The sequence below is a fragment of the Mesobacillus subterraneus genome, from assembly GCF_003937825.1.
GTDB lineage: Bacteria > Bacillota > Bacilli > Bacillales > Cytobacillaceae > Mesobacillus > Mesobacillus subterraneus.
On the sequence record NZ_RSFW01000017.1, the window covers coordinates 81,029 to 99,904 of the forward strand.

The window sequence follows — 18,876 nt, forward strand, 5'->3', positions numbered from 1 at the left end:
TTACACTCCCTTAAGTATTTTTAGTTGAAAAGAATGCTAGCTTACTAAACTTTAAGCAAATAAATGCTTCGTACTATTAGTGAAAATCTATTAACTGCCCTTAACTCTAAGAATCACCATGGCTTTGAACAGCAAGCTATTTGTTTCACACAGCGTTTACTTCTCGCTGTTCTATAGCTGTCCATTGTCTATTATTTTTTTTTAACCAATCTGCAAGTCTTTCAATATCTTCAGAGAAGATTCTATCCTCGGTGATAGAAGGAACTATTCGTCTCGCATCCTCATAAAAACTCTTAGTTTGAGGAGACATTTTATCAATGCCCCTATATTGAACAGCTTGAAGGGCACATATACACTCGATAGCCAACACTCTCCTGGCATTTTGTATGATACTGTACGCGTGTCTAGACGCTATCGTCCCCATGCTGACATGGTCTTCCTGATTTGCGGAGGATGGAATTGAATCAACACTGGCAGGGTGGGCAAGTGTTTTATTTTCAGAAACTAGCGACGCAGCACTGTATTGCAGAATCATCGCGCCAGATTGCAGCCCAGGCTGTGGACTTAAAAATGGAGGAAGATCATTTAACTGCGGATTTACCAAACGCTCAATCCGTCTCTCTGAAATGCTTGCAAATTCTGCCACTGCAATCTTCATAAAATCCATGGCAATCGCTATAGGCTGACCATGGAAATTCCCTCCTGATATGACCAGATCACCATCTTCAAAAATTAAAGGATTATCAGTTGCAGCATTCATTTCAATCTCCAATTTTTCCTTCACATAATCAAGGGCCTGCCAGGATGCCCCATGTACCTGGGGGATACATCTTAATGAGTAGGCATCCTGGACTCGTTTTTCTCCCTGTCTCGTTGTAAGCTTGCTTCCATCCAGCAATCCCCTCATTCTCTCTGCAACTTCTATTTGCTGTTTATACCCTCTGGCCTCATGTATAGCTGGGTGGAATGCATCAAGAACACCTTCCAGCCCCTCCATTGTTAAAGCGGCAATCCACTCGCTTTGCAGTGCCAGTGCATTCGCTTCAATCCAATTGACAACTCCCATGGCTGTCATAGCCTGAGTTCCGTTGATCAGAGCTAAACCTTCTTTAGCCTGCAAAGAAATTGCTTCCAACCCTTCTTCTTTATTTGCTTCCTCAGTCGTGCAAATCCTGCCCTTGTAAAAAACACTCCCTTCTCCTATCAAAACGAGGGCAAGGTGAGAAAGGGGTGCAAGGTCCCCAGAAGCCCCGAGTGAACCTTGCTGGGGAACAACAGGATGTATATGATTATTTAACAAAGCGGCAAGACGCTCAGCAATTAAAGGCCTTATACCGGAAAACCCTTTTAACAAAGCATTCAAACGCAATAACACCATTGCCCTGGAAACGACTTCAGGAAAAGGATCGCCCACTCCGCAAGCATGCGAACGAATCAGATTTAACTGAAGTGCATTCACATCTTGTTCATCAATAATTACATCGCTAAACTTACCGAAACCAGTATTAATTCCATAAATTGTCCGTTTCTCTTTGACAATTTTCTCTACTGCATCTCTGCTCTTTTTAACTTTCTGCATGCTTTCCGGACTTACGGAAACTGATTCCCCATCAAAGCATACCCGCTTAACTTGTTCAAGATTCAATGCTGACCCGGTTAAAATGACCATGTAACTTGCCTCCTGATAAAATAATTAAATTAAAAAGGAGACGACAATGGCATAGTTATACCATCATCGCCTCCTTATGACTATTGACTATAGGCAATGCAACTCTATATATGATTAATACCTAAACCAACTGTTTCATGCTCTGAGCCCTTTATGGGAGCCCCAATTGTCCCATAAAAAGCGACTGCGATCCATTCTCCTTCGCCTTCATTTGTAAAAGGCTTTCCTCTAACAACAGCAAATCGGAGACCTACTGTCCTGCTCATATCTCCAATAGCCAAATGACCTCTGGTTACACCTTCCATGCCTTCCATGATGGCGTGATAGAGTGCATGAGTTTCGCGGTACAATCCAGAATGGATCAGTTCGTTCCGCCTAGCTGCTGTCTCTACTGCAGAGATTACTTTTTGCATATTCATAGATCCAACCTGGCCAATACAAAATTTCACGTTATCCAAAGTCGGGCTTAATAACTTCAATTCTTGTTCTGACAAGGTCGTCAGCAGTATCGCTGTCTTCCCTATGGAAATACTTCGGTTCATAACTTACCCCGATTTCAGAATTTTGTCTATTGACTAATAACTACCCTCATTTTATGTGCATGACTCCCCACCTGTCAACCTCTTTTGGTAAATTTTAGTATATTACCATAGTGATATACTGCTACACTAAAGGGATTTTTTTAAAAATAACCCCCGATTCACAATATACTAAGGAAGTCCATAAGGGCAATCCTGCTTAGCGCTGGATAGCTCGAATTAGCTTTTATACATTCTAATCTTTTTAAAATAACCCGCGCAGACGTCTATGAAAAATTATTGTAGACCTTCAATTGTTTCTGCCAGTTTGATCAAGAAGCTGTATATTATCCGGAATGCTTCATCTATTGTAAGTTCTTCATTGAAATCCTCTAAATCATTCAGTGCGAAATTGAGACTCCACACTCCTTCATTTCCATCGAACATTAAGTCGTAGGTTGCCTGTTCACCTTTTAGATTATCACTCAGAAATCGCCTGATTGCTGAGTCCTGTTTCTTTTGCAACTTCAAACCAAGCATGACGTCATAATTTCCAAAGACATCGTCTTTTTCAAAAGCAACACCATCGATACCAACGATTGACCACCATTCAGACTCAATATAGATAAATTCATTTTTATGTTCATCAAAATAGCTTATCTTATGTTTAAGGAAGTCGTCCTCTTCCTGGGACAAAAACTCCTCTGTTTCTTTATTTCCTCTTTCAATATAAGCATTACGGAATCGATTTTCAGATGGTAACTCGCGGATCGAAATCAAGTCCACATCGATCAAATCATGTTTAAGAGCATACTCTTTCTCCTCGTAATAAAGTTCAATGCTGTCCTTGTTTTCACTAAGCTTCTTTTGGAAATAACGTTCCATTTCTTTTTTTAACACCTGGGCTTCCCTCCATGAATCAGTTTTAACTTTAGTTTGTACTTTAATTTTGAATGTAAAAGAGAGAAATAGCAAATTCCGCACTGATTTCTGCAGGATAAGAATTTATTGAAGATGGTTATTTCCCCATACGAAAACGGCTTTTCCCCATATGCTGATAATAGACCAACTATTATGTATGAAAGGAGAGTCCCAAATGTTTATTCACCATGATCATCAAAATCATAATTGTAAGTGCAGCAAATGCAAAACAAAAAAAGACTTCAAATATTTCAAGCATAATGACCATGAAGAAAGCGAAGACTTTAAACACAAAAAGCATAAGGACCACAAGTGGCACGATCACGAGGAAAGCGATGACTGGATGCACAAAAAGCATAAACACCATAAGCGGCACGACCATGAGGAAAGTGATGACTGGAATCACAAAAAGCATAAAGACCATAAGTGCCATGACCACGAGGAAAGTGATGACTGGAATCACAAAAAGCATAAACACCATAAGCGGCACGACCACGAGGAAAGTGATGACTGGAATCACAAAAAGCAAAAAGACCACAAATGTCATGACCACCACGAATGTCATGACTTTAAGAAGAAAAAGCACAAGGATTATGACTGGCATCACTTTGACGAGTCCGATACCATGGAAGACTACAAACACAAAGACCATAGCTGTGTTTGTGACAAAGTAAGAGAAATTAATGAAGCCCAAAAGAAAGTAGCACGCAAGAAACGCGGCTGTGATGTTAGCTGTGAACGTTCAATAAAAGAGCTGCTCAACCATTGCAAGCATTCTGACAATGATACCATTCCATTTAAACTGCTTTGCGGATGTATAGGTGAGTGCGAAACCTTTGTAGGCACTGGAGTTGTCAATATTAATGGCTGTTTTTTTGATATCCGTTCTAGCTTTTTCCGAGTTGTAGATTTTGTTAAAGGTTCGGATTGTTGTGTTATTTTGGAATTATTATGTCCAGAGCGATGTGAAAAAAACCATGGCATACAAGGATTTGTCGCCACAGGAGCATGCTTTGAAGTAGACCTGAATGATTTTACAGGCATTACATGCTTCCCGCCTGTTGCTGTGAAAAAAATGGACCCTCATAGACTTTTAAACGGCGGATATAAGAAGAAGGCCCGTTAATAGACTATTTCTCTATTTTCTAACAAAAATGCTAGACACATACCCCCTTCACTCATACAGGAAGTGGGGTTTTTACTTGTTTCCTCAACACTCAAGTCTACAAATATTAAAAATATGTGTTTGTCCTCTATCATACGTCTATTCATTATTTTTAAATTGGCATATAAAAATAGTAAGTCAAAAGAAAGAAGCTAGGTTAACTAGTTTCTCGATCCTTTTGATAAAAAAAAAGGAGTGAAAAAAATGAAAAGAAATACAGGATGCAATTCTAGTTATGGCTGCCCGCCTCAGCCTAAATGTGACCAAGCAAAAACTCTACGGGTAGACTGCGATAACAATTCTTATCCACCTACAGGTAAAAATCTTAAATACCCTGTTGTGGATGTACCTGTCCCATTGGCGGAAGTGGAAATACAAGCTGAAGTAGAGGCAGATATTTACCTTCCAACAGCAGCAAGAGAGATTAAACATATGCGCAGAAATGTTTCTCTGAAGCAATGTAAAGCAATCCCTTCTAAGATGAATCCCCATCAGGTCAAGTTGTTTATTACAGGTGTTGTCCACAAAAACATTCAATATGTAGAAAGCTGCAGTGGAAATGTTAAAGATTACAGTGTGGATGTACCATTTAGCTGCAATCAGGCGGTATATGTAAAAAATCATCCGGACCATGAAAAATTCAGCCAAAAAAATACACAGTATGAAAGAAGATTCATTGACAAGTACGGTATGGGAGCAGATAGCTGCACTTCTGGTGCTTACACGTACGAGTATTATAATCAGCCAATTGACTGCAAACTACTATTCTCCTTTGTAAACGACTTAGATCTTTACAAGGATCATGATGCCTGGGGAAGATTCACTCGCATCACAGAAAAAATGGAAGTTGGCTTGTTTATTAAATTACTGCAGGAGCAGCAGGTGGAATTGCCTTCTAAGTATGAAAAAAAGGATGAATGCAAAGACTCTTGTTCCTATCAGGAAGAATACAAAGGTCCGAAAAGCATGAATGCAAGAATTTATGACATGATGAGAGACTAAAACCAAATTAGGGTGTCTCCAGCGAGGCACCCTATATATCAATGCAGACACACTAAATCTCTTAAATCTACACATTGCTTTTGGTAGATATCGATTTGCATGTTTGCAGTTCCCTGTACTAAGATTTTCTCATTTTCTATTAGTTGCTCATTCCAGATACAGTTAAGACTTGTCAATTGAAAATTAAGTTTATCCACTAATTTCTCACTGAATTCCCTGTGGAAGGTCGGATCACTGCCATCATGGTCAGAAAACATATACTCCTTATTATGGTTGCAAGACAGTTCAGGCTGTATGAGCCACTCAACTTTTAAAATCTTACTCCAAGGAACATGGATTTTTAAAGAATGCATTGTTCCGGAATCTTGATCTCCTGCATTCTCTACATACTCTAAATCTAAAAGTAATATACCTTTTGAGAAAAAATTCGCAGTGGGAAGAACAATGTCCATATCTATGGAATGAATGGACCATTCCACATTTGTCACAGACTCAATAGGTCTGCTTATTGGAAATATATCAAATATATCCACTTCTAGATTTACATGAGCTAAATTGACAGGCAGTTTAACCTTGATTTCATGAGGTCTTTCCCCGTACCTCATGTGCATTTTCTCCAGTGATTCTAAAGAATCCAAGGAACGTTCGCCTTCGTCGGAGCTTTCGCTTTCATCGAGTAAATCTGATACTGAGTCAAGCAAGGGATATTTATAAGATTTACTGTTAAATTTTTCACTTTTCACTGTACCTTGTAGATCGGAGCTTTCGTCTTGAGAAAAAGAATCTTCAGAACTTTCTTCGTTACTGAATATGTGTTCCGAGCTTTCCTCAGCCTCCAGGGCCTCCTCCTTACTCATGTTAAGTTCAGAAATATCCTCATAAGGAATGAATTCCCCTGGTTTTTTTTCACTGTTGGCAAGAGGTTCTTCAGTTTCAAATTCCGAAGACTCGACTAGTTCTTCCTCTGGTTCAGCCCGGAACAATTGTTTTCTGGGAAGTGATTGTTTCAAATCAACGTCCTTAACTTTTGGGGGCTGCAAAATCAATGGACTTGCAGTCTTTTTTTCATTTTTTTTCTGCGATTGACCAGGTCTTTCAGTTATAGGCGCCGGCGGATTTGATAGGCTTGCTGTCCATCTGCCTCGAAAGGGAGGCGTTTCAGGTGGCATTCTCTTCTCCCCTCCTTTCAGCTCTTTTCAAGTACAAAAGGGGACATACTATAGAAATCTTAGTATAATCCCCCGCAGTTGAAACTGATATATTATTCAGACTCGTCGTAGTATGAGTGATCATTTGTTGCAGAAGATACACGGATTTGTTGATTTTGAAGGACTCTGACTGTAAAGTCGATAACCATCTTTTCTTCAATTGTATTAAAGTAACCCTCATCAATCGGCGAGGATGTTGGAAGGGGCTGTCGGTCAATAGCCTCATCCCATTCAATTATCTGGCTTGATACCAGTTCGCAGAAAGGCAGTTCATTATAAAACTGTGTGCTTTCCTGGTGGAATTGGGATAAATCACTTGTTAGCAGTTCATCCTTTTCAGGATATCCCGTTGACAATGGCTTGGAAACAAAGAAATCGAATTCTTTACGATTGTTCATATTCGGTTGAACAGGCTTTGACAAATAATCTTTTATATCAGTAACAAGCTGGAATGGGATGTCTACAGTATATGAGTGAAGATCGGAAGCTACTGTAGAGGAAGTTGATTCCTGAATCTCCATGCTAGGGCTTGCATATTGAATATTTTTCCTTACAAAACCCTTAATAAAAAGCTTGCTTGTCGGCAGCAGTAATCTGCACTGCGTTAATTTTAATCTTTTCTTGATATCCTTGATTTCCAACACTGGCTCCGGAAAATGAATCTTGGTGTCAACATTCGCTTGAAGGCATAATTCAGCAAGAACCACCGGCACTTTTGTCACCATCTTTCCCAGGCTTACATGTGGATGATGATGGTGAGGCTTGCATTCAAAATGGTCCTTTGATGGTGCACACTCATAATCGGCTTTCTTATTTTTATCTAGTTCAAACATTATTAGGCTCCTCCTTAAAACTCCTTATAGTGAAGATGTTCTATCCTATGCACCTTGATTATTCGGGTCTAGGCATATGCCCGTGGGCATCAGCGGAATCTGAGGCAAGTACCCACTCTTTCCCCTTTATTCCTCTTGCAATGTACTTGCATCCAGTGAAAGTAAAAATTTTTTTCGGCGATTTTTTTCTTCTATTGAAATTGGCAAACAGGAGTGTCCATGAATATGTATGGAATATATAGAAAAAAGCATGAATTCCATGTACAGGCATGGGTATTTCATGCTTCTCCTTAATCAGTCGTTGATCAGTCGTTGATTACTTTTTAGGAATTAACCATTTATTAAACCATTCAGGTCTACTTGCTGATTTTGGTATATTCTTACTCGGAATTGCAGCAAGGTTTTTTCTACAATTGTATGGAATGTACCTTCTTCAAATGGTCCATTTTCAGGAAGCGGATAGCGATCAATTGACTCATCCCATTGTATAATATCGCTTCTCACTAATTCACAAAACGGGATTTGATTGTAGAATTGTGTGCTGACTTGATGGAACTGAGACAGGTCACTTGACAGTAAATGATCCTTTTCAGGGTATCCATGACCAAGCTTTTGGGACCTGAAGAAGTCGAATTCGGCGCGAGTGTTGGATGAAGGAAATACTGGTAAAGTTAAGAAGTCGTCTTCGGTGAGTACTGTAACACACTCAAATGGAACATCGACAGTCAAAGAGCGCATTTCAGATGAAACACAATCGCTTTTTGCATGATAGCAAGGTGTCGCATATTGAATATTCTTCCGAATGAAGCCTTTAAGGAATAATGGGATTCCTGCTGCAGGGAAATCACCATTTTCAGGCAGCGGAGCTAAAAGCAATCTGCACTGAACAATTTTCACCCGCTTTTTAATATCCTTAATCTCTAGAACTGGATCAGGGAATGAGATTTCTGCAACCAGATGATCCGTTACATTGATATCAGCTAGGGTTACAGCAATATTCGCAGGATTTCCAACTGTTTCTGCTGGTGTACTTACGCATTCATTCATGGAAGCAGACTTTCTTACATTAACACATCCACGAGGACCTTTATGGGGACCTTTATGCTCATTAGTCATTCATTTTTCCTCCTTTAAAATTTCTTGTACAATTTATCCTATTCCTACTAGATTATTTGGCATAGATAAATGAATCAGAACAAATGCGGATTTTTATTATTTTGAGAGAGTTTAGTGTCTTTTTCTTTCCATTGAACTGTTATCTATAGGTACACGCACAATTGAACATGCGTAGTGCATAGAATTCAAAAGGAGGAGGATAAAATGAACAATTTCAATTACTTTGCTGTCGATATAGGCAACAGCTGGTATAAAGTTTTGGCCTCTGATCAAGGAGAACTGAGCGAATACCAGATGCCAAACGCTATCGCATTGTACGATGATGAATTTTATGAAAAGCCCTATGACGAGGAAGATATGGACCTCGAAGAAAATTTGATCGTAGAGGTAAAAAGCCCGGCGGTCACAAATAAAAGAGAGATTTTCTATGCAGGAAAAGCGGCTGCCAAGCAAAGGAACGTCAGCTTGACTGCAAGCAATAACCAAAAAGCAGACGAGGATCGCACCTATATCCTTCTCTTTGCTGCCGCAGCTTACCATGCATCGATTATCAACCCGGATGACATGGAACTTAATTATTGTATAGACCAACTGGCTGTATCTCTCCCAACGACGCAATATAAGGAAAAGAAGGAATTATTGAAGCAGCGTCTGATTGGAAGCCATATAGTTACCCTCCATAAAGTAGCTGGAATCCCTGAACCGAAAGAACTGAGTGTAAAGCTAGAGATCAAGGATGTGATTATCGGCGCTGAAGGGGCTTGTGCTTATCTGGGACTTATCCGCGATGTTGAAACACTTGCAATCAAAGATGACAGCTTGATGAAGGATTCAAAAAAAGGAATCATCATTGGCGATCTCGGAGGTGATTCCGTCGACTTTGTCGGAATCAAGAACAATAAACCAGTAGCTTCTGTTGAAGGTGATCATTTCGGGATCAACTTATTCCTGGATACAATTATAAAAAAAGTAAGCAAGAATGAACTTTACACGTTCGACTCAAGGTCTGAGCTTGAAGAAAAGCTTTTTGCCGGCCAATCCGAATGGTATGTAGAACCCTTCGCAGGAGTCAAGAAGGATATCAGCAAGTATGTGATTCCCCAATTGAGGATTATGGCGATTAAATACCTCGAGCACTTTGACCGGGCAAGAAGCAGTTCAAGTGAGATAAAAGGAGCTTCGAGATACATTGCTGTAGGAGGTGCTGCAAAGCTAGCCCAGAAGCAAATCCAGGAAGCCGCAGTGAGATGGTCAGACAAGGGCCGGCCTATTGACCTGACCTTCCCTGAAAATTTGGAAAAATTGAATGTCTTCGGACTCATGATTTTGGCAAAAATGAATCAACTAAAAAAACAACATGAGAATACCGAGGAACTAATCTCTATCGAAGGGTGATCGGTATGTCAAACACATATACAGATTATGAGAATAAGATCGCGATAACCGTCCCTGAACGATATATTGATGTCAAGACCGGCGAGTCATACTCTGTTTCACCCAAAATAGTGGATCAAATTGAATATCATGCCGAAAACAGCACATTGAACCATCTGGTGTTTGCTGCTCTCCATTTTTACTTGAATCCTAGGCCTTCTGTGAATGGCGGTGCGGGTGAAATTCTTCGCCAGCTTGCTGACATTAAATCAATTCTTGAACATGGGGTATACCAGTTCAAGCCTGCTGCCCAACAAAGAAGTAATAAGGAAGAGACAGATGCAGTAAAATTGCTGAACATAAAGGACGTCGAGGACATACTGGAAGCTTTCGGAGGGTAATCATGAAACAACAAAAAGGACGGTACACAAGTACACGTCCTTTACTTTTGGGATTTCAGTTCAGGATTGAAGAACTTTGGAAACAATTGAAAGAAGAGCCGGGTAGTGGGTGACGAAGAATGCATGATCATCGTCTGTTACGTGTTCACAGTAGTAATCTACAACCTGCATTAAGACTTCTTTTTTGTGGGTGATTGGGATGTGGAAGAAATCGATGATTGGAGAATGGGTGGCATCTCCTGCCGGCAGCAGATATCCCAGGGCAAGATCGCGTTCCTTTGGCTGCTGGTATATTTCATTGTAGATCCCGACAACCTTTTCCTTCATTTGAAATACATCCGTCACAACGAGGACCCTTTCACCGACAAGTTCTTCTATAAAATAGATGCCTGGCATTGAATGCTTCCACTGACTGATAATGCGATGAATTCTTGGTCTCCTCCTGATTTTATAGTGTGGGGACTCGAGATATAACTGCAAAATTGTTTCCTTCGCATTTGGGAGCTGATGAGAAAAAACCGCCCAGGATAAAAAATGGGGTATTAACATCGACGATATGTTCTCATCCATTCTGGCTTTCCCTGTGAATTCATCTACCAAATCAAGCAGGTATTCTCCATAATATTCATTGGCAAAGTAAAATAACTCTCCAATTTCATCGAATGCCGCACCTTTTAATGTTTCCTGAATGGAAACTACTTTTTGTTGGGCAAACATACTATTCTCCTTTCAAAGTAGGTATATTGCCTCTCTATAGTAACACAAAACCAGATACCACCCCAGGTAATATTTGTCTGGATTTTTACATATAAATTACCGATTTAAAACATGCTCATTTTATATTTTTCTGACATCATTTCCAGCAGTTTTATCCCGCCAATACTATTTCCCTTCTCATCTAATGCGGGACCGAGAATCCCTATGCCGAACCGGTTGGGAACGGAACCCATGATGCCCCCTGAAACACCGCTCTTCGCAGGAATGCCAACACGGACTGCAAATTCTCCTGACGCATTATACATCCCGCATGTCACCATGAAGGTTTTGCACAGTCTGGCAACATGCGCGGGAATAATCCTGCGGTTCGTGACGGGTTCTAAACCATCCATCGCAAACACACACCCGATTCTTGCCAGGTCAAGACAATCCATTTCGATCGCACATTGCTTTGTATAAACCAGGAGCAGCTCCTCGACATCCTCTTCGATCACGCCATGCTGCTTCAGGAAGTAACAAAGTGCCCGATTCAGGTCTGCCGTTTCATATTCCGAGTTTGCGACTTCCTCTGAATAGCCGATGGAAGAATTACCGGCAAGGTCCTGTATAAAAGAGAGAATGCGCTTGAACCGTTCATCGGGGTCCTTCCCTTTGATCATATGAGTGACAGCCAATGCTCCGGCATTGATCATAGGGTTCAGCGGTTTAGAAGGGCTGAACTCCAGCTTGACGATTGAATTGAATGGATCTCCTGTAGGTTCATATCCCACTTTATTGAAAACAGCTTCCTCACCATAATCCATCAGAGCAAGGGCCAGAGTCAGGACTTTAGAGACACTTTGCAAGGTAAGTTTTTGCTGGATATCTCCAGCTGAAACACAAGTCCCGTCATCATGAAAGATTGCGACAGACAATTCCTCCGGATTCGCTTTGGCAAGCGCAGGGATATAATCTGCCACCTTCCCATTGCCAGTGACTTTCTTCGCTTCTTTCACTAAATCAATTAATTCGTCTGTAGATTTGCATGGCATAATAGAATCCTCCATTACTAAATGATTCCGATATAGTTTACAATTACCCAATCATCTTCAACTTACCCATATAAAACCAATGAAAAAAGGCAATGAATCAACATTGCCTTTAAAATCTCCCTGATTTCAAGATGGAATAAATGATCCACAAAAACATCCCAAATGCAATAACGAAACCGATTTCGATTGCCGGGACACTAGTCAGCACCGTATTATTGCCAAACGTTGCTCCAACAATCAGCCCCAGGACAACAATACTGAAAGCAAGCAGCGTCAAACTGAACGAAACCTGGTTGCTGATCCGATCAAATTTATGAAGAATCCGGTTAATTTCAGATAGACTGATTTCAAACTTCAAGTCTCCTTTGGCTGCCTGGTCCAACACATCTTCTACCTGATTTGGTATATTCGTGATAGTATCGGATAAGTCCTCTGCCTTATCCCACATCCTCTTACCCAGCTTCACCGGATCATACCTGTCTCTCATGATCCGTTCGCCATAGGGTTTGGCAAGTTCAATCATGTCCAAATCCGGATCAATCTCTGAAATGATGCCTTCGATGGTGATCAAAGCTTTCCCCACCATAGTCAGTTCTTTTGGAAGAAGGATCTTGTGCTCCTGTGCGGCTGCAAACAATTCCCGGACAGTGAAGCCCAGGCTCTGCCCCTTGTTTGACGTATGCCCGATTGCCATTCTAATCCCATCTACATGGTCGTAAAAATGCTGTTCGTCTATATCGGATGGCACATAGGCCATCCTGAAAATGGATTTGACGATTTTATGGGTATCCTCCTGCATGATTCCGATCAACATGGAGGCAGCGTCATACCTCATGCTTGCGGAAAGTCTGCCAACTTGTCCAAAATCAATGAAGACCAGTTGTTTTTGTTCAGGGATATAGAGGATGTTTCCTGGGTGGGGGTCACCGTGGAATAGACCTTCTTTCAGGATTTGGGTAACGAAAGCACGGACTAATAAGTCGGCGATCATCTCTTTCTCTTCTTTCCCTGCAACGATGTTATCCAGCTCGTTAAGTTTGATTCCTTCAACCTTTTCTAATGTAAGGATTTGAGAAGTAGAATAGTCATGGTAGACAACTGGCACCTTGATTGAATCATCATCCTCAAACTGCTGTTGAACAATGTCCGTATTGCGTGCTTCTTCTGTATAATCCAGTTCCCTTCGAATCGATTCAGACAATTCTTCAACCATATCTGTAATGTTGTAATATCGTGCCCAATCATAGCGCTGTTCAATTAATCTAGCTATATCTCTCAGTATTTCAAGATCTGTATGGACAATATGTTTAATCCCTGGACGCTGGATTTTCACCATTACCGATTCTCCGGTCGGCAGCACCGCTTCATGCACCTGGCCAATTGATGCTGCCGCAATACAATCCTCATTGAAAGAGTCGAATATTTCCTCGACAGGCTTACTGAACTCCTGCTGGATTTTTGCTTTTATTTCCTCGATTGGAACAGGAGGTACCTGGTCTTGGAGCAGTTCCAATTCCTTGACAATCTCTTCCGGCAGCATGTCAGTCCTGATACTGAGAAGCTGCCCGAGTTTCACGAATGCAGGTCCCAGCTCTTCCAGCATACATCTGATTCTGTATCCAGCTTCCTGGGTGTTCCCGTTTTTAACCTCCGCTTTCATCCGGTCTTTTATGGATAGGATATGGAACAGCCCTACCTCTTCCAATACATAGCCAAATCCATACTTTACAAATACTGAGGCTATTTCTCTATATCTGTTTAATCGTCTCAAACTCTCAGTCAACATTCCATCACCTGCTGTTACTCAACATCTTTTGAAAATCCAGGGGGGATATTCTCCATCCCTCTTTCAACTTGATCCAATTCTTTATTTAAATTGCTGTTTCGAAGGTTTGCGATTTCTTCCTTTAGCAATGTCAGTTGTGCCTGCACTGTCTCAAGTTCTTCGCGTGTCACAAAACCATACTCTTTCAGCTGATTTTTCACCATTTTCATAAAGTCTTCATTCCATTCCCCGCTTTTTTCTTCTCCCTTCCTGAAAAAGTCATCGAAAAGCGTATCAGCCTCTGCCTGAGACATATTGCCTTTTTCGATCAGTTTCATGATGGTTTCTTCCAGCTTCTCCTTCCCTGTCACTGCTGCACCTAACCCTAGTAAAAAACCACTTTTTAAAAAATCATTCATATTAAAAACCTCCTGAAACTTTTTTGACTCGTTTTATTTGGATTCTCATAATTAAACAAAAATGCGCGTCAGTACCAGACTCGGCACAATAAAAAAATATAGATATGAGTCTATTTCCTTATTAATACCCCAAAACAGGAGTGAATCACCTGTTTCTCCAAAAAAAGTGCAGGTTTCTGCTTTAGAAACCGGCACTTTGGCGGGAAATGCAATAGAATTAATCAAAGTTTTATCACATCAATTTTATCTAACAATGCCCAATTTTGAGGTGCAGGCAGGCTCAGCTGCCAATACGTTGCTCCGTATAACTGGTACAGATCCATTAGTCGATATTTTTCCAAATAACTGCGTACATCTTCAAACCAGACAATATGTTCTTCCGTTCCCCTCCAATACCTGAACCATGGTGAGCGTGCTGCTGTATCGAACTGGATCACAGAACCTGTAGAAATGGCGAGGTTTTGTGCATCCAAGACTGAAAGCGCACGATATTGATTTGTCGAAACGACCTTATCATGACCGTAAAGAGCAAGACCAATCTGCAATTTTTCACGCGGGATGAGAGTAAGCGAATACCTAACCACAAGGGCAATCCACCAAAGAGGTGAAACTGGGTCAGGGGGACCGCCAGGATAGCCATAGTCAATTGTCATCACAGCGACTATGTCGGCAAGTTCACCAATCGTTTTGTAATCGTATGCTCCAATAATCGGATTTGTCGGAATGTCCTCTGTCTTCGCATGAACATTCACATGTAAGATAAGGTTGCCTTTCGCAGCCTTCAATTCCCTGAGAAAAGAATTAAAATCTTCCCTGTTAGGCGGCGGGATGAATTCCAGATCAATGCTGATCCCGCCATACCCTCTTTGATTAGCCAGGTTCACAAGGCTGGCTACCAGATTTCTGCGGTAAGCAGGATTCCCAAGTACATTTCCTGCCAGCTCCTTGCTGAAACCCTGTGCTGTAACATTCTGGACCAATAAGAGCGGAACCACATTCAACTCCAAACTTCGTCGGACAATTGCCGTGTCGTCCACTGTCACATATGCGTAACCTTCATCAGTAAATGAAAAAGCTACGATAGCGATGAAAGTAAGATTGGGTGCGATCGTGTTCAATCGCTCCAGAAATCGAGGGGAACCAGGGACAATAAAACCAAGTGTGGAAAATTGCGGCTTTAGCGGAGAAGGAATATTGATGTTTTGGCCAATATACAATCTGTTTGGATCAATCCCCGGATTAGCGATCAATATACTATTTACAGATGTCCTGAACTGCAAGGAAATCTTCCACAAAGTATCTCCGGCTTTTATTTTATAATAGCGCATGATTGGCTGCTGATCAGGGATATAAAGCGCCAGCCCTGGAATTAAACTGGCTGAAGCAAGTCCATTGGACTCGACAATACTCTCAATTGTTACACCATATGTTCTTGCGATCGTCCAAAGGTTCTCACCTGTTCTCACTACATGGACAGCCATCTTATCACACCTTTTTGTCATTTCTTACTACACATCATATGGAACAGCATCGCCCAGATATTACTGCCAATCAAAAATAAGCAGGGCAAATTGCTGCCCTGCTTTCGACTTACCGATTCCAACGGTCATTCCTGTTCCTGTATTTAGCTGAGTGGCAAGCTTCGCAGATCTGGAAAGGTGAATCAATAGGGAGTCCCTTCCCGCAATGCCTGCATTTCTTTTTATAATTCTTCACTTCTGTTTTCAGATATTCATGAACATCATCACTCAAACCGGTCCGAATTCTTTCCCAGTAAACGGCCTCTGTTTTTCTGTCTAGCTTATAGAGGAACAACAAATGGAGCCCAATTGCTTTATAGGATAATTCAAGTTCCTCGAGTGTACCAGTCTTAACAACCGGCTCAGGCAGTTCTGCCCCTGCCACAATGGCTTTCATGGTCTCCAGCCATTGCTCGATCAGAGCTGGTTCCCTTGAAGAAAAGGGCAAATGGAGGAAACCGTACAATTCCATCATTGGCAGTCTCGCTTCAATTTCGGTCCCCTTAACATATTCATATAGCTCTCTCTCTTCTGACAATGAAGCTTTCTTTGTCCCCTTCGGACTTTCGAATTGATCCCATAACTCGAAAAAGACAGCTAGTGACCGGTGATACTTTTGAAAACGTTCAAAGATTCCTGAAGTTGGCGCGATCGAGAATGTCTCTACAGGTTTATCCTCTTTATCCAGAAGCCTGGCCATCAACCCTATGTCAGATGTGAAGGCAACCCTGCCGACATTATAAATTCCTTTTCTCCCTGCCCGACCCGCAATTTGCTTTACTTCCTGGGAAGTCAGCCTCCTTCTTCTCGTCCCGTCAAATTTCTCATTCTCCAAAAACACAATCCTTCTGATTGGTAAATTCAAACCCATACCGATTGCGTCGGTCGCCACTACTACCGTGGTCTCTCCTTTGATGAAGCGTTCTATTTGCTTTTTCCTGGTTTCCGGAGGCATGCTTCCATAGATCATGCTCACCTGTCTTCCGCTATTTTGCAGCTTGGAGGCATTCTCAAGCACTTGTTTTCTCGAGAAGCAGACAAGAGCATCGCCTTTCTTTGTATGCTTAAGGCTGAATTCTTTGTTCTCTACCTGGAGAGGAATGTCCCGGCTATATTCATATATTTCATCCACTCCTTGGTTGAGGAGCTCGAGCATCATTCCTTTTATATTTTTGCTTCCTATGATGTGTACTTCCTCAGCATTCGCTTTTGTGATTGCCTTGAACCAGGAAAATCCTCTGTCCTTATCTGCGATCATTTGTGATTCATCAATGACGACTGTATGGTAATACTCCTTCTCATGGAACATCTCTACTGTACAAGAAATATGGGAAGCCCCTTCTACAGGTTTCTCTTCCTCACCCGTTTTCAGTGAGCATGGAACACCGTCTGCGTTCAGCTTTTCATAAACTTCAAGTGCCAGCAAGCGAAGAGGAGCCAAATAAAGTCCGCTTTCCGCTTCTTTCATCCTTTCCAGTGCGTGGTGTGTTTTACCTGTATTTGTTGCACCAATATGGAGGATATACCTTACATTTCTCCTGAGAGAAGGGTTATATTCCCTTCCAAAGATGTCTTCGAGCATCCGGGCCTCTTCTTCACGTATCCTTTCAAGTTCGGCCTCTTCCTCTGCCTTCCTACGTTCCCGCTCAGACAGATCGTGTTCGTACATATCCCGATGCTTTTGCTCATCAAAATCAGTTTCCGCCAAGCCCAGCAGTTCGCTGATGTATTCTTCCTGAAGTTTGTAAAGATAACCATCAATGTATGCATCAGTGAAATCTTGAATGATCTTTTTCATTTCCGGTACAGTAAGCCTGTCTTCAAGAACTTCTTCATATTCTTTAAAGACACTGTCCGGGAGATGTGCCAGAACTTTCTCCGCTCCTATTACTGCGAAATACTGAACAAGCCTGTTTTCAAAATGATAATAATAAGTTTCATATTCAAAGTGGTACCTTCCCCATTCATTCGTCTGATGGATTTGGCCAGTCAATTCATCAAAGAAATCTGCCATCGTCCTGTAATCCTCTGGAACGAAAGGACCGATCTCAGTCAACCTCTCTTCCAGCATGTAGGTTTCAATATCTTGATATTTAGGATTCTCCCTTAAAACCTTTTGCAGTTCCTTTGCCATCTCATATCTGATTTTCAGGTAAGCTGACTCTTGATATTCGTTTAAAACCCTCCTGGCGACATCATAAATCTGTTCCCGTATACCTGCTTTCTTTTCGAGAAGGCGGTTTTCTTCTTGTTTCCTTTTAAAATTTTTTCTTGCCTGTTCATACTGGTCATTCCATTTCTCAAAGCTGATCGACTTTCGCGCCCATTTTTCCGTATCAAAAGGGTCAAAGTCCCTCACTTCATTTCTGAACAGCTTATTGATTAATTTGCGGTCCACTCCTTCTACCACAAACCCTCTCTCACTTAAAAAAGCCTTCTTGTCCCGTTTGGAGAAATCGTTCGTTGCCTTTGTCAACCAGACGTTATGCCAGATTTGGCGGATATACGTTTTTCTTTTTTCCATATAATCCTCAAATTGAGGCAAGGAGTCCTGTTCGCCAAGGAACCTCTCAATATCCTCCATGATTTTATTCTTTGTGTTCTCTACAGCTTGCTGATGGATCATTTCCATTTCCTTCATCTCTGATCACCCTGGATGGTAAAATATAAAGAAAAGGCCGCACAAATTCTGTGCGTGCCCTTCCACAATCATATACTTCAATAAAAAAAGAGGAACGGCTTGACTTATGCGTTCTTCAACTGTATCATTTCCACTACCTTTTTAAATACTTTCCGATCCTCTTTCGTTACACTTTTCGGCTTGATAGGAGAGGCCGGTACAATCTGTTCATCATGCTCAACTCGGAGAATCTCCAGATAAAACGCAGTGCTTTCCTTATTGCCATTCAAGTACCCTTTGAGAAATTTTAATTTATCAGATTTCCCCGTGATCGATCCTTTATAATCCCATTCAATTTCATTTGCATACCTGGAGTCCATTTCACCCTTCAAAGCAAAAGCCTCCGAAACCGCTTCTTCTGGAGTCGTGAAATACGATTTTGTCCTCCTTAAGCCTTTCTTTTTACTGCCATCTCCTGCTTTTGCCTGATATAAATGCATATTCATATCCTTCATCCTTTCTGGTTTGGTCTCACGCCTTCTAAACGGTGAGTTGAAACACCAGAAGACCTAAGGATTTAACTTATATTTTATAGTA

18 protein-coding genes are annotated in these 18,876 nt (G+C 41.3%); 4 read left to right on the plus strand and 14 right to left on the minus strand.

The annotated features are described in order from the left end of the window. Nucleotides 1-145: 145 nt before the first annotated feature. The 4 genes from hutH to EJA10_RS23425 all read right to left on the minus strand — a co-directional run bounded on the left by hutH (nucleotide 146) and on the right by EJA10_RS23425 (nucleotide 3,715). Nucleotides 146-1,669, minus strand: coding sequence for a histidine ammonia-lyase (hutH, locus tag EJA10_RS14875; RefSeq protein ID WP_125480810.1), 1,524 nt, complete (start codon nucleotides 1,667-1,669; stop codon nucleotides 146-148). Between the two features lie 104 nt (nucleotides 1,670-1,773). Continuing rightward, nucleotides 1,774-2,211 (minus strand): histidine utilization transcription antiterminator HutP, encoded by a 438-nt coding sequence (hutP, locus tag EJA10_RS14880; RefSeq protein WP_125480811.1) that lies wholly within the window; start codon nucleotides 2,209-2,211, stop codon nucleotides 1,774-1,776. A gap of 273 nt (nucleotides 2,212-2,484) precedes the next feature. Then, a complete protein-coding gene (locus EJA10_RS14885; protein WP_246017810.1) occupies nucleotides 2,485-3,087 on the minus strand; it encodes a branched-chain amino acid aminotransferase in 603 nt (200 codons plus the stop codon). 172 nt (nucleotides 3,088-3,259) lie between these two features. Next, nucleotides 3,260-3,715 (minus strand): hypothetical protein, encoded by a 456-nt coding sequence (locus tag EJA10_RS23425; RefSeq protein WP_170169154.1) that lies wholly within the window; start codon nucleotides 3,713-3,715, stop codon nucleotides 3,260-3,262. Between the two features lie 18 nt (nucleotides 3,716-3,733). Between EJA10_RS23425 and EJA10_RS23430 the strand changes: the two genes are divergently transcribed. Together EJA10_RS23430 and EJA10_RS14895 are read left to right on the plus strand one after the other, a co-directional pair. Continuing rightward, nucleotides 3,734-4,234, plus strand: a complete 501-nt coding sequence (locus tag EJA10_RS23430) for a CotY/CotZ family spore coat protein (RefSeq protein ID WP_170169155.1) — start codon at nucleotides 3,734-3,736, stop codon at nucleotides 4,232-4,234. Nucleotides 4,235-4,477: 243 nt separating this feature from the next. Continuing rightward, nucleotides 4,478-5,275: a CsxC family protein gene (locus EJA10_RS14895; RefSeq protein ID WP_125480813.1), complete on the plus strand. Its 798-nt coding sequence runs from the start codon at nucleotides 4,478-4,480 to the stop codon at nucleotides 5,273-5,275. Nucleotides 5,276-5,313: 38 nt separating this feature from the next. Here EJA10_RS14895 and EJA10_RS14900 read toward each other — a convergent pair whose 3' ends face one another. The 3 genes from EJA10_RS14900 to EJA10_RS14910 all read right to left on the minus strand — a co-directional run bounded on the left by EJA10_RS14900 (nucleotide 5,314) and on the right by EJA10_RS14910 (nucleotide 8,432). Continuing rightward, entirely contained in the window at nucleotides 5,314-6,444 is a 1,131-nt protein-coding gene (locus EJA10_RS14900; protein ID WP_125480814.1) for a hypothetical protein, read from the minus strand. A gap of 92 nt (nucleotides 6,445-6,536) precedes the next feature. Next, nucleotides 6,537-7,316 carry a CsxC family protein gene (locus tag EJA10_RS14905; RefSeq protein ID WP_125480815.1) on the minus strand — a complete coding sequence of 260 codons (780 nt, stop codon included), beginning with the start codon at nucleotides 7,314-7,316 and terminating at the stop codon, nucleotides 6,537-6,539. Between the two features lie 330 nt (nucleotides 7,317-7,646). After that, on the minus strand, nucleotides 7,647-8,432 hold the full coding sequence (locus EJA10_RS14910) for a CsxC family protein (protein WP_125480816.1): 786 nt from the start codon (nucleotides 8,430-8,432) through the stop codon (nucleotides 7,647-7,649). A gap of 204 nt (nucleotides 8,433-8,636) precedes the next feature. Between EJA10_RS14910 and EJA10_RS14915 the strand changes: the two genes are divergently transcribed. Together EJA10_RS14915 and EJA10_RS14920 are read left to right on the plus strand one after the other, a co-directional pair. Continuing rightward, nucleotides 8,637-9,827 (plus strand): ParM/StbA family protein, encoded by a 1,191-nt coding sequence (locus EJA10_RS14915; RefSeq protein ID WP_125480817.1) that lies wholly within the window; start codon nucleotides 8,637-8,639, stop codon nucleotides 9,825-9,827. Nucleotides 9,828-9,832: 5 nt separating this feature from the next. Beyond that, entirely contained in the window at nucleotides 9,833-10,207 is a 375-nt protein-coding gene (locus EJA10_RS14920) for a hypothetical protein (RefSeq protein ID WP_170169156.1), read from the plus strand. A gap of 60 nt (nucleotides 10,208-10,267) precedes the next feature. Here the strand turns inward: EJA10_RS14920 and EJA10_RS14925 are convergent, their stop codons facing one another. The 7 genes from EJA10_RS14925 to EJA10_RS14955 all read right to left on the minus strand — a co-directional run bounded on the left by EJA10_RS14925 (nucleotide 10,268) and on the right by EJA10_RS14955 (nucleotide 18,785). Then, nucleotides 10,268-10,924: a hypothetical protein gene (locus EJA10_RS14925; RefSeq protein ID WP_125480818.1), complete on the minus strand. Its 657-nt coding sequence runs from the start codon at nucleotides 10,922-10,924 to the stop codon at nucleotides 10,268-10,270. 104 nt (nucleotides 10,925-11,028) lie between these two features. After that, complete coding sequence (gene glsA / locus EJA10_RS14930) at nucleotides 11,029-11,955, minus strand: glutaminase A (protein WP_125480819.1); 927 nt, start codon at nucleotides 11,953-11,955, stop codon at nucleotides 11,029-11,031. A 109-nt stretch (nucleotides 11,956-12,064) separates the two neighbouring features. Continuing rightward, nucleotides 12,065-13,741, minus strand: coding sequence for an ABC1 kinase family protein (locus EJA10_RS14935; RefSeq protein WP_125480820.1), 1,677 nt, complete (start codon nucleotides 13,739-13,741; stop codon nucleotides 12,065-12,067). Nucleotides 13,742-13,755: 14 nt separating this feature from the next. Beyond that, the gene (locus EJA10_RS14940) at nucleotides 13,756-14,139 is read right to left on the minus strand and encodes a phasin family protein (RefSeq protein ID WP_125480821.1); all 384 of its coding nucleotides are present in this window, start codon (nucleotides 14,137-14,139) and stop codon (nucleotides 13,756-13,758) included. Nucleotides 14,140-14,360: 221 nt separating this feature from the next. After that, nucleotides 14,361-15,620, minus strand: coding sequence for a LysM peptidoglycan-binding domain-containing protein (locus EJA10_RS14945; protein WP_125480822.1), 1,260 nt, complete (start codon nucleotides 15,618-15,620; stop codon nucleotides 14,361-14,363). 109 nt (nucleotides 15,621-15,729) lie between these two features. Continuing rightward, nucleotides 15,730-18,300, minus strand: coding sequence for a DEAD/DEAH box helicase (locus tag EJA10_RS14950; protein WP_125480823.1), 2,571 nt, complete (start codon nucleotides 18,298-18,300; stop codon nucleotides 15,730-15,732). A gap of 104 nt (nucleotides 18,301-18,404) precedes the next feature. Beyond that, a complete protein-coding gene (locus EJA10_RS14955) occupies nucleotides 18,405-18,785 on the minus strand; it encodes a hypothetical protein (RefSeq protein WP_125480824.1) in 381 nt (126 codons plus the stop codon). Nucleotides 18,786-18,876: the final 91 nt, after the last annotated feature.

What these genes read in the sequence shown, in the direction of transcription:
- glsA (WP_125480819.1), bottom strand. Translation starts at nt 11,955, where the DNA reads ATGCCATGCAAATCTACAGACGAATTAATTGATTTAGTGAAAGAAGCG.
- EJA10_RS14905 (WP_125480815.1), bottom strand. Translation starts at nt 7,316, where the DNA reads ATGTTTGAACTAGATAAAAATAAGAAAGCCGATTATGAGTGTGCACCA.
- hutP (WP_125480811.1), bottom strand. Translation starts at nt 2,211, where the DNA reads ATGAACCGAAGTATTTCCATAGGGAAGACAGCGATACTGCTGACGACC.
- EJA10_RS14940 (WP_125480821.1), bottom strand. Translation starts at nt 14,139, where the DNA reads ATGAATGATTTTTTAAAAAGTGGTTTTTTACTAGGGTTAGGTGCAGCA.
- hutH (WP_125480810.1), bottom strand. Translation starts at nt 1,669, where the DNA reads ATGGTCATTTTAACCGGGTCAGCATTGAATCTTGAACAAGTTAAGCGG.
- EJA10_RS14920 (WP_170169156.1), top strand. Translation starts at nt 9,833, where the DNA reads ATGTCAAACACATATACAGATTATGAGAATAAGATCGCGATAACCGTC.
- EJA10_RS14910 (WP_125480816.1), bottom strand. Translation starts at nt 8,432, where the DNA reads ATGACTAATGAGCATAAAGGTCCCCATAAAGGTCCTCGTGGATGTGTT.
- EJA10_RS14950 (WP_125480823.1), bottom strand. Translation starts at nt 18,300, where the DNA reads ATGAAGGAAATGGAAATGATCCATCAGCAAGCTGTAGAGAACACAAAG.
- EJA10_RS14915 (WP_125480817.1), top strand. Translation starts at nt 8,637, where the DNA reads ATGAACAATTTCAATTACTTTGCTGTCGATATAGGCAACAGCTGGTAT.
- EJA10_RS23430 (WP_170169155.1), top strand. Translation starts at nt 3,734, where the DNA reads ATGGAAGACTACAAACACAAAGACCATAGCTGTGTTTGTGACAAAGTA.
- EJA10_RS14935 (WP_125480820.1), bottom strand. Translation starts at nt 13,741, where the DNA reads ATGTTGACTGAGAGTTTGAGACGATTAAACAGATATAGAGAAATAGCC.
- EJA10_RS14900 (WP_125480814.1), bottom strand. Translation starts at nt 6,444, where the DNA reads ATGCCACCTGAAACGCCTCCCTTTCGAGGCAGATGGACAGCAAGCCTA.
- EJA10_RS14925 (WP_125480818.1), bottom strand. Translation starts at nt 10,924, where the DNA reads ATGTTTGCCCAACAAAAAGTAGTTTCCATTCAGGAAACATTAAAAGGT.
- EJA10_RS14955 (WP_125480824.1), bottom strand. Translation starts at nt 18,785, where the DNA reads ATGAATATGCATTTATATCAGGCAAAAGCAGGAGATGGCAGTAAAAAG.
- EJA10_RS14945 (WP_125480822.1), bottom strand. Translation starts at nt 15,620, where the DNA reads ATGGCTGTCCATGTAGTGAGAACAGGTGAGAACCTTTGGACGATCGCA.
- EJA10_RS14895 (WP_125480813.1), top strand. Translation starts at nt 4,478, where the DNA reads ATGAAAAGAAATACAGGATGCAATTCTAGTTATGGCTGCCCGCCTCAG.